Source organism: Yersinia pekkanenii, assembly GCF_001152565.1.
Lineage (GTDB): Bacteria > Pseudomonadota > Gammaproteobacteria > Enterobacterales > Enterobacteriaceae > Yersinia > Yersinia pekkanenii.
In genome coordinates this window covers 36,382-46,212 of record NZ_CQAZ01000037.1, presented here as the reverse complement: position 1 = coordinate 46,212, position 9,831 = coordinate 36,382, and the positions used below count along the sequence as shown (strand labels likewise).

Genomic DNA, 9,831 nt, shown 5'->3' with positions numbered 1-9,831 from the left:
CTCGCCAAACTTACGACTGAGGCGATTCGTCAATTCTTCCGTAAGTGCATTGGTGTAGCCAACCGGAAAACTCTTCGCGTTCAGCTTGTCTATCGTCACTTCGATACGCAGCATAAATCCCCCTCAGTTAAATATCGATAACCAGCCAGTATTCAGCCTCATCAAACATCTCTTCAACCAGTCGATTGAGGGTGGCCTTCTCACTTTTACTCGCGTCCGTGTTGATGCCGTTCGCTTGCATAGGCTTAACTTTGACCTCAGCTTTAGGGAAGATGCGATGCACGCGCTTGGTTAGTTCAGCCAGGATCAAGTCATTGGCACCCGGTATATCTTTTACATTTCGCTTATCGTAAACCAGTTCAACTTTCATGATTTTGCACCTCATTAACTAACTGGTTATTTATACAGTATTTTGATTGGGGAGTTCAATCTGTTTTTACGAACACCGATCGATAAGATACCAAATATTTACTTCTTCACTTCAACTCCTATCCTTTTATAATGATCTGCACTGGTGGATACACTCAAACCTTAGCAGTGAACAATAAACCGGATAACGAACCGGATAAAAAATACAACATACAAACAAAAATAACATAAAATTCAATGGGTTAATTACACTTATGGCTATTCTGAGCGAGTATGAGTGGCAGGCAATTATTCTTAGTCTGAAGGTTTCCTCGGTGGCGGTGGTGTGCAGTTTGCCATTAGGCATTTTAATGGCATGGATTTTAGTGCGTTGCCGTTTCCCTGGGAAATCGTTGTTAGACAGTATTATTCACTTGCCACTGGTGCTGCCGCCGGTGGTGATTGGCTATTTGTTGCTGGTCAGTATGGGCCGGCGTGGTTTTATCGGTGAGTGGCTTTATAGCTGGTTTGGTATCAATTTCAGTTTTAGTTGGCGCGGCGCGGCGTTGGCCTCGGCGGTGGTTGCCTTCCCGCTGATGGTCAGGGCGATCCGGCTGGCGCTGGAAGCGGTCGATACCCGTCTGGAACTGGCGGCTCGGACGCTGGGCGCGAACCCGTGGCGAGTGTTCTTCACCATTACGCTGCCGCTTTCTTTACCCGGCGTGATTGCCGGTACGGTTCTGTCGTTTGCCCGTTCTTTGGGGGAATTCGGTGCGACTATCACCTTCGTTTCCAACATCCCCGGCCAAACCCGCACTATTCCACTGGCAATGTACACATTGATTGAAACTCCCGGCGCTGAAGCCGCTGCTGCGCGCTTGTGCGTCATCGCCATTATTCTGTCGTTGGTTTCATTGCTGCTATCCGAGTGGCTGGCCCGCTGGGGTAAAAAGCGCATGGGGGTCCCATGCTAGAGCTGGATTTCAGTCAACAACTGGGCGATTTACATCTGCACGTTGCCACGGATTTACCGGCGCAGGGTATTACCGCGATTTTTGGTTTGTCGGGTGCCGGTAAAACCTCGTTGATCAATGTGATTGGTGGCCTGACCCGCCCGCAGCAAGGCCGAGTGGTGCTCAATGGCCGGGTGCTAGTGGATGCAGAGCGTAAAATCTATCTACCGCCGGAAAAACGCAAAGTCGGCTATGTGTTTCAAGATGCGCGCTTATTCCCCCATTATCGGGTGCGGGGTAACTTGCAGTACGGCATGGCCCAATCAATGTGCGGGCAGTTCGATACTATTGTCGGCCTGCTTGGCATCGAGCCGTTATTAAGCCGTTTTCCACTGACCCTGTCTGGTGGTGAGAAACAGCGTGTTGCTATTGGTCGTGCCTTATTGACCGCCCCTGAATTGCTGTTGATGGATGAGCCATTGGCCTCACTGGATTTGCCGCGTAAACGTGAACTGCTGCCTTATCTGGAGCGGTTGGCGCAAGATGTCAACACCCCGATATTGTATGTCAGCCACAGCATGGACGAGATTTTGCGTCTGGCGGATCACGTGGTGGTGATGGATGCCGGTAAAGTTCGGGCCGTCGGTGGGCTGGAGGACGTGTGGGCCAGCAGTGCACTGCGTCCGTGGTTACAGCGGGAAGAACCAAGCAGCATATTGCGGGTGAGTGTGATTGGTCACCATGACCGTTATGCGATGACGGCATTGGCGTTAGGTGATCAGCGGTTGTGGGTGGGTAAGCTGGATGGGCAAGAGGGTAACTCAATGCGTATCCGGATTAACGCGGCGGATGTCTCTCTGGTATTGCAGCCGCCGCAAAGCAGCAGTATCCGCAATATTTTGCCGGTAAAAATAAGCGAATGCCTTGAAATTGATGGGCAGATTGATGTCAAACTGGCGGTTGGCGATCAATGGCTATGGGCGCGGATTACCCCCTGGGCGCGAGATGAGCTAGGTCTGAAACCCGGTCAGTGGGTTTACGCGCAGATAAAAAGCGTGTCGTTTAATCGTAAAAATTAAGTATTATCAATAGGTTAATCTGCCAGTCATCGAGGCGTTTGAGGTTAATGACAAAGCTATTTATCGCCCTGTGAGTGAAGGATTTACCGCACCTAGGGGCACTCCGGTGGCTTACGCCACTACGACCCCAACGGCACGATCCTCCTTCATTTAACTTTGTCAGCAGTCTGAAGCGCCCGCCACCAAGGCGTTTTTTTCGGCTTAACTATCAAGCCAATACATGCTGACGGATAACTGCGGCAATGCCCGGCTGTTCGTTATCGGCAATGACCAGATCAGCCCGTTGCTTGATGGCATCAGCGCTGTTGCCCATCGCCACCCCTTGAGATTCAACCCATTGCTGTAGGCGCTTCCCTTTGCTGTTGCCCGTCTGCGCGATATCCACCTGATCATGCCATGACCATTCGCAGGCCAGTCCCATCTCATCTTCAACCCGGGTTGCAAATGCTTTTAGTTGCTCGATATCTGCGTGGGAAGTCGCAAATTTCCAAATGGCGCTAGCACGGTGGGCGGCATCGAACAAGCTATCGACCTGGAGCAGTGTTGGGCGCTGGGCCGGGGGTAATGACTCGGCCCAACCGAGGGAGCGAACTACATGCCCGCTGGTTTGCTGGTAAAGCATGGCGTCATCGACATACATCAGCCCGTGGATACCGCTTTGTTCCAGCAACTGCAACACCTGAACAGCTTGCTGAGGTTGCAATGGGTTTGAATCCAGCACTTTTTTAGCATGATAATCATAGAGATAGGTGCCGTTACAGCAAATGGCGGGAGTATCCAGTTCTAATACCTGATAAAACGGGTGAATAGCAACATGATGGCGGCCAGTGACCACCACCACTTGAATGCCTTCAGCACGTGCTTGTGCCAGTGCGGACAAGGATTCAGGCAGAATACGTTTCTTGTGGTCCAGTAGTGTTCCGTCCAGATCCAGTGCAATTATGCGATATGTCATGGCAGCCCCAGTTTTATTAAAAGGTATAAATAGTATGTTTGAATATTATTTTCTGATGGTACACCGGATAGTGGATTGATTAAACCAGGCTTGGGAGTGGGTAGCATAATCAGCTAACAATAAGCAGGATAAGATGTAAACCGCGCGAGGTCTGCCAGTTGTTATGTCAGCATTGTCAGGTAAGCTAAGCTAAAATAGCCCGTTACTAATTGATATTTGGTTGAGGTCGAATTTGGTGAGTCAGACAAACTCGGCGAAACAGTATTGCCCAACAGGTTCGACTAAGGAGTAGAGATGAAGCAAGTGGTTTACGTAGCAAGCCCAGACAGTCAACAAATTCATGTCTGGCAATTAGATCCCGCCGGTGCATTAACGTTACTGCAAACGGTGGCAGTACCGGGTCAGGTGCAGCCGATGACAATCAACCCAAATCAGCGCCATCTGTATGTCGGGGTGCGCCCTGAATTTGGTATTATCAGCTACAACATTAGCGACGATGGCACATTGACTGCTGCCGGTATGGCCCCCCTACCGGGTAGCCCAACCCATATTGGCACTGATTTACAAGGCCGTTTCCTGTTCTCTGCTTCTTACAGTTTCAATTGTGTCAGCGTCAGCCCAATTGATGAGCATGGTGTCGTACAGGCCCCTATTCAGCAACTGAATGATTTGCCCGCACCCCACTCGGCGAATATTGACCCGACTAACCAGATCTTATTGGTGCCGTGCCTGAAAGAAGACAACGTGCGGTTATTTGATTTGAGTATTGAGGGAAAATTGACACCACATGCGCAGGCAGATGTTCGGGTTGCCGCAGGGGCGGGGCCGCGTCATATGGCGTTCCACCCGAATCAGCGAGTCGCTTATTGCGTGAACGAGCTGAATAGTTCAGTAGATGTGTATCAAATCAGCAATAACGGGCAGGAATACCAATTAGTGCAGACATTGGATGCCATGCCTGCTGATTTTACCGGTACCTGTTGGGCGGCTGATATCCATATCACGCCAAATGGTCGCCATTTGTATATCAGTGATCGCACTGCCAATCTGCTGGGTATTTTCAGTGTATCTGAAGATGGACGTGAAATTGCGTTGGTAGGGCATCATCTGACGGAAGCGCAACCGCGCGGTTTTAATATTGACCACAGCGGCAACTTCCTGATTTCCTCCGGCCAGAAATCTGATCATATTGAAGTGTATCGTATCGATCAGAATAGCGGCGAACTGACAGCGCTAAATCGTTATCCGGTAGGGAAAGGCCCAATGTGGGTCAGTATCGGTATGCCAAGCGCATAAATGATTCAGTAAACGGCCCGAAAGGGCCGTTTTCATATCAAGTAGCAATCAAAGTTCTGGCCTGCAAGTCTTGGCGTAAAGCTAAAGGCGGCTCACCACCGCAGACGCGACGGCATCGGTCAGTTGGGCCAATGCTGGTGGCGAGATAATATAAGGTGGCATCAGGTAAATCAGTTTACCAAAGGGCCTGATCCACACCCCGTGTTCGACAAAACTACGTTGTAAATCAGCAACATTAACCGGTTCTTTCATTTCCACCACCCCGATGGCCCCCAACACCCGTACATCAGCCACTGTGCTGTGCTCTATCAGTGGCAGCAAAGCGTGTTTCAATTGATTTTCTATAGCAGCAACCTGTTGTTGCCAATAATTTTCTGCCAATAAACTCAGGTTGGCTGCAGCCACCGCGCAGGCTAATGGATTTGCCATAAAGGTCGGGCCATGCATAAAGCACTTGGCATCACCGTTACTGATGGTTTCTGCGACTTTGCGGGTGGTCAGTGTGGCAGATAAGGTCAGATAACCGCCGGTGAGCGCCTTACCCAGGCAGAGAATATCGGGCACGACTTGCGCGTGTTCGCAGGCAAAAAGTTTTCCGGTGCGGCCAAAACCGGTGGCGATTTCATCGGCAATCAACAAAATTTGATGCTGAGAGCACAGCGCTCTGACCTCACGTAGATAGGCGGGGTGATAAATTCTCATCCCGCCAGCGCCTTGTACTATCGGCTCGAGGATCACGGCCGCAATCTCACCTGAGTGTTGCGCCATCAGCGCGGCAAAATCAGCGATATCTTCAGGATCCCACGCGCTGTCGAAGCGGCATTGTGGTGCAGTGGCAAACAGATTTTCGGCTAAATAACCCTGATACAAATTGTGCATTGAATTCTGAGGATCACAAACTGACATCGCGCCGAAAGTATCACCATGGTAGCCATGGCGTAACGTCAGTATTCGTTGCCGGGGTTGCCCTTTAGCTTGCCAGTATTGCAGTGCCATTTTCAGCGCAACTTCTACCGCCACCGAGCCTGAATCCGCTAAAAATACACATTCTAAGGCGGGTGGCGTCATGGCGATGAGCTGTTTGCAGAGATCCACTGCGGGGGGATGGGTAATTCCGCCAAACATCACATGTGACATTTTATCCAACTGCTGATGCACCGCCTGATTCAGTGCCGGATGGTTATAACCATGAATAGCCGCCCACCACGATGACATCCCGTCGATCAGACGCCGACCATCTGCCAGTTGTAGTTCAACACCGGCGGCGGCAACCACCGGATAACAGGGAAGAGGGGCCGTCATCGAGGTGTAGGGGTGCCAGATATGGTGTTGATCAAAAGTCAGGTCAGAAGGTGTCATTAGAATCTATGGTAAACCAATTCATTACAAGAATGGTTGACAGTATAGCGAGTTTATTTACACTGACGAAACTTTTTTCTCTTCATTGGAGAAGCCACAATGGCAAATTATATTCGCTGGACAGTCGGGCAAGCCCTGGCCCTGTTTGAAAAACCACTGCTGGATTTATTGTTTGAAGCACAGTGTATTCATCGCCAGAATTTTGATCCGCTTCAGGTGCAAGTGAGTACCTTGTTATCGATTAAAACCGGTGCCTGCCCGGAGGACTGCAAATATTGCCCGCAGAGTTCGCGTTACAAAACCGGGTTAGACAGTGAGCGCCTAATGCAGGTTGAGCAGGTGTTGGAATCAGCAAAAAAAGCCAAAACAGCCGGTTCAACCCGTTTTTGTATGGGAGCCGCGTGGAAGAATCCTCATGAGCGGGACATGCCCTATTTGGAGAAAATGGTCGAGGGTGTTAAGGCCATGGGCCTGGAAACCTGTATGACGCTAGGGATGCTGGATAAACAGCAAGCTCACCGGCTGGCAGAGGCGGGGCTGGATTATTACAACCACAATCTGGATACCTCGCCGGAATTCTACGGCAGCATTATTACCACGCGCAGCTATCAAGAGCGGCTGGACACTTTAAGCGAAGTGCGTGATGCCGGTATCAAAGTGTGTTCCGGCGGGATTGTCGGGCTGGGGGAAACCGTGCGTGACAGGGCCGGATTACTGGTACAACTGGCGAATTTACCCAAGCCACCTGAAAGTGTGCCGATCAATATGTTGGTTAAGGTGAAAGGTACCCCATTGGAAAATAACGAAGATGTGGATGCTTTTGAGTTTATCCGCACCATTGCGGTGGCCCGTATCATGATGCCGACTTCTTACGTGCGGTTATCTGCCGGTCGCGAGCAAATGAATGAGCAAACGCAGGCGATGTGCTTTATGGCGGGGGCTAATTCCATTTTCTACGGCTGTAAATTGCTGACGACGCCTAATCCGGAAGAGGATCACGATCTGCAACTGTTCCGCAAGTTGGGGCTGAATCCACAGCAGACGGCCACCGAACACGGGGATCGTCAGCGGCAGCAAGTATTAGCCGATCAATTGCTGGCCGATCAACTATTACACGGTGATTCATTGCCTGGCGAGCGTGTTCAATTTTATAACGCGGTAGTCTGATGAGCTGGCAACGTAGGATAGCACTGGGGCTGCAACAGCGGCGCGACGCCTCGGCCTACCGGACCCGTCAGGTGAATGAGGGGGCCTGCGGGCGCTGGTTGCAGTCCGGCGAACGCCAATATCTCAACTTCTCCAGTAATGATTATTTGGGGCTAAGTCAGGATCCTGATGTGATTGCCGCCTGGCAGCAGGGGGCGCAACGCTATGGTGTCGGCAGTGGTGGTTCTGGTCATGTTACTGGCTATAGCCAACCCCACGCCCGATTAGAACAACAATTGGCTGACTGGCTAGGCTACCCGCGCGCATTGTTGTTTATCTCCGGCTACGCTGCCAATCAGGCGGTGTTGGCGGCGTTAACCGAGGCAGATGACCGGATATTGGCCGATAAACTCAGCCATGCCTCTTTGCTGGAAGCGGCAGCGCACTCGCCGGCTCAGCTACGACGTTTTGCCCATAATCAACCTGATTCGCTACAAAATCTGCTGGATAAGCCTTGCTCGGGCCAGACCTTGGTGGTGACCGAGGGGGTGTTTAGCATGGATGGTGACAGTGCTCCTCTGGTTGCGTTACAGCAAAAGACCGCGGCTGCCGGTGGCTGGTTGCTGGTAGATGATGCACACGGCATTGGTGTTTGCGGCGAGGAAGGGCGTGGCAGTTGTGAGCAGCAAGGGGTGAAACCCGAACTACTGGTGGTCACTTTTGGCAAAGCATTTGGCTTAAGCGGTGCTGCGGTATTGTGTCAGGAGCCAGCTGCCGAGTACTTGCTGCAATACGCCCGCCACCTGATTTACAGCACGTCGATGCCTCCGGCGCAGGCTTGTGCTCTGCAAGTCGCATTAGTCCGTATTCAGCAAGGTGATGATTTACGTCAGCGGCTTCAGCAACGTATTGCGCAATTTCGTTGTGGTGCGGCAGATTTATCGCTGCAATTAGGTGTTTCTGAAACGGCTATTCAGCCGCTGTTGGTGGGGGGCAACCAGCAAACATTGGTTTTGGCGGAGCAATTGCGTGCTGCGGGTTTATGGGTAACCGCCATGCGCCCACCGACCGTGCCACCGAGGGGGGCCAGATTGCGTATTACCTTGAGTGCCGCTCATCAGAGTGATGATATTGACCGGTTGTTGGAGGGGCTTTATGGCGTTTGCCACTGAAAATCCGCAGTTACTTTTGGTTGAAAAACAGATCGTTGCTAGTAAACCGAGTTTCGTTAATAAATCGGCTATTGCCGCTGCATTCAGTCGGGCTGCTGGCAGTTACGACATGGCGGCAGATTTACAGCGTAAAACCGGTGATACCTTACTGGCGCTTGGCTATCAACATTCCGGCGTTGCGCTGCTGGATGCCGGATGCGGTACCGGCTATTTCAGTCGCCGTTGGCGGGAGTTGGGCAAGCAGGTGATGGCACTGGATTTTGCCGCCGGTATGTTGGATCACGCTCGTCAACAGCGGGCAGCCGACGACTATCTGCTGGCTGATATTGAAAATATTCCGCTGGCTGATCAATCCGTTGATATTTGCTTCAGCAATCTGGCGGTGCAGTGGTGTGCGGATTTATCTGTGGCACTGGCGGAGCTATATCGGGTGACTCGCGCTGGTGGAATTATTCTGTTTTCTACCTTAGCTGGCGGTTCGCTTGACGAGTTGGGGCAGGCGTGGCAGCAGGTGGATGGCAAACGCCATGTGAATGATTTTCTTCCCTTTCAGCATATCAGTGCGGCCTGTCAGGGCTATCGCCACTCCCTGACACCGCAGTGGTATCAACAGCAGTTTCCGGACGTAATTACCCTTATGCGCTCGCTGCAAAGCATTGGTGCCACGCATTTACATCATGGACGCCAGGCCGGATTAAGTGGCCGTCAGCGTCTGTCGGCACTGCAACGGGCTTACAACACCCAGTCTGGTTATTATCCGCTGAGTTATCATTTGGTCTACGGAGTTATCTATCGTGATTAAACGTTGGTTTATCACCGGCACTGACACCGATGTCGGCAAGACCGTCGCCAGTTGTGCATTATTGCAAGCCGCAGCCCAGGAGGGGTATCGTACTGCGGGTTATAAGCCGGTCGCTTCTGGCAGCCAAATGACGGCTGACGGAATGCGTAACAGCGATGCTTTGGCCTTACAGGCAAACAGCAGTGAGGCGCTTGATTATTCACAGGTGAATCCGCTCACGTTTCTCGAAGCCACCTCACCGCACATCGCCAGCGAAAGTGTAGGGCGAGAAATTCATCTGTCTGTTTTGTCGCAAGGTCTACGTCAGCTTGAGCATTTAGCTGAGTGGATACTCATTGAAGGGGCTGGCGGCTGGTTTACCCCACTGTCATCACGGGTGACTTTCGCGGATTGGGTCCGGCAGGAGCAATTACCGGTAATTATGGTGGTCGGCATCAAATTAGGCTGTATTAATCACGCATTGCTGACCGCTTTAGCTATCCGGCAAGCCGGGCTAACGCTGGCGGGGTGGGTGGCTAATGAGGTGATACCGGCGGGCGGGCGACAAGCTGAATATAGGGCCACATTAATACGGATGATCAACGCGCCGTTGTTGGGGGTGATTCCTCATCTTACCGATCTTACGGCATATCCGCTGAGCGAACGCCGCTGTCTCGGCAGCTATCTGGATTTGAGTTTATTGAGCGCAGCAGAGATAAATCTAACGCTAAGCTAATTAAAA

10 protein-coding genes are annotated in these 9,831 nt (G+C 51.6%); 7 read left to right on the top strand and 3 right to left on the bottom strand.

Features of this window, described 5'->3' with window-relative positions; all coding sequences use genetic code 11:
* Positions 1-127 precede the first annotated feature (127 nt).
* A complete protein-coding gene (locus AEP37_RS17060; RefSeq protein ID WP_049614487.1) occupies positions 128-370 on the bottom strand; it encodes a DinI-like family protein in 243 nt (80 codons plus the stop codon).
* Positions 371-623: 253 nt separating this feature from the next.
* Here AEP37_RS17060 and modB point away from each other — a divergent pair, with 253 nt between their 5' ends.
* Both modB and modC read left to right on the top strand, forming a co-directional pair.
* Complete coding sequence (gene modB, locus AEP37_RS17055) at positions 624-1,322, top strand: molybdate ABC transporter permease subunit (RefSeq protein ID WP_049614486.1); 699 nt, start codon at positions 624-626, stop codon at positions 1,320-1,322.
* Positions 1,316-2,380, top strand: a complete 1,065-nt coding sequence (gene modC, locus AEP37_RS17050; RefSeq protein WP_049614485.1) for a molybdenum ABC transporter ATP-binding protein ModC — start codon at positions 1,316-1,318, stop codon at positions 2,378-2,380. The genes modB and modC overlap by 7 nt, the downstream gene beginning before the upstream one ends.
* Before the next feature lie 208 nt (positions 2,381-2,588).
* On the opposite strand, the gene AEP37_RS17045 is transcribed toward modC, so the two are convergent.
* Entirely contained in the window at positions 2,589-3,335 is a 747-nt protein-coding gene (locus AEP37_RS17045; protein ID WP_049614484.1) for a pyridoxal phosphatase, read from the bottom strand.
* Between the two features lie 294 nt (positions 3,336-3,629).
* Between AEP37_RS17045 and pgl the strand changes: the two genes are divergently transcribed.
* A complete protein-coding gene (gene pgl, locus AEP37_RS17040; protein WP_049614483.1) occupies positions 3,630-4,631 on the top strand; it encodes a 6-phosphogluconolactonase in 1,002 nt (333 codons plus the stop codon).
* An 81-nt stretch (positions 4,632-4,712) separates the two neighbouring features.
* Here pgl and bioA read toward each other — a convergent pair whose 3' ends face one another.
* The gene (gene bioA / locus AEP37_RS17035) at positions 4,713-5,990 is read right to left on the bottom strand and encodes an adenosylmethionine--8-amino-7-oxononanoate transaminase (RefSeq protein ID WP_049614482.1); all 1,278 of its coding nucleotides are present in this window, start codon (positions 5,988-5,990) and stop codon (positions 4,713-4,715) included.
* Between the two features lie 99 nt (positions 5,991-6,089).
* Here bioA and bioB point away from each other — a divergent pair, with 99 nt between their 5' ends.
* From bioB to bioD, 4 genes are read left to right on the top strand one after another with little or no spacing between them, the layout of a single operon-like run.
* The gene (gene bioB, locus AEP37_RS17030) at positions 6,090-7,157 is read left to right on the top strand and encodes a biotin synthase BioB (RefSeq protein WP_049614481.1); all 1,068 of its coding nucleotides are present in this window, start codon (positions 6,090-6,092) and stop codon (positions 7,155-7,157) included.
* Positions 7,157-8,308, top strand: a complete 1,152-nt coding sequence (gene bioF / locus AEP37_RS17025) for an 8-amino-7-oxononanoate synthase (RefSeq protein WP_049614480.1) — start codon at positions 7,157-7,159, stop codon at positions 8,306-8,308. Before bioB ends, bioF begins: the two co-directional genes overlap by 1 nt.
* Complete coding sequence (gene bioC / locus AEP37_RS17020) at positions 8,292-9,110, top strand: malonyl-ACP O-methyltransferase BioC (protein WP_049614479.1); 819 nt, start codon at positions 8,292-8,294, stop codon at positions 9,108-9,110. The genes bioF and bioC overlap by 17 nt, the downstream gene beginning before the upstream one ends.
* The gene (gene bioD, locus AEP37_RS17015) at positions 9,103-9,825 is read left to right on the top strand and encodes a dethiobiotin synthase (RefSeq protein WP_049614478.1); all 723 of its coding nucleotides are present in this window, start codon (positions 9,103-9,105) and stop codon (positions 9,823-9,825) included. Before bioC ends, bioD begins: the two co-directional genes overlap by 8 nt.
* Positions 9,826-9,831: the final 6 nt, after the last annotated feature.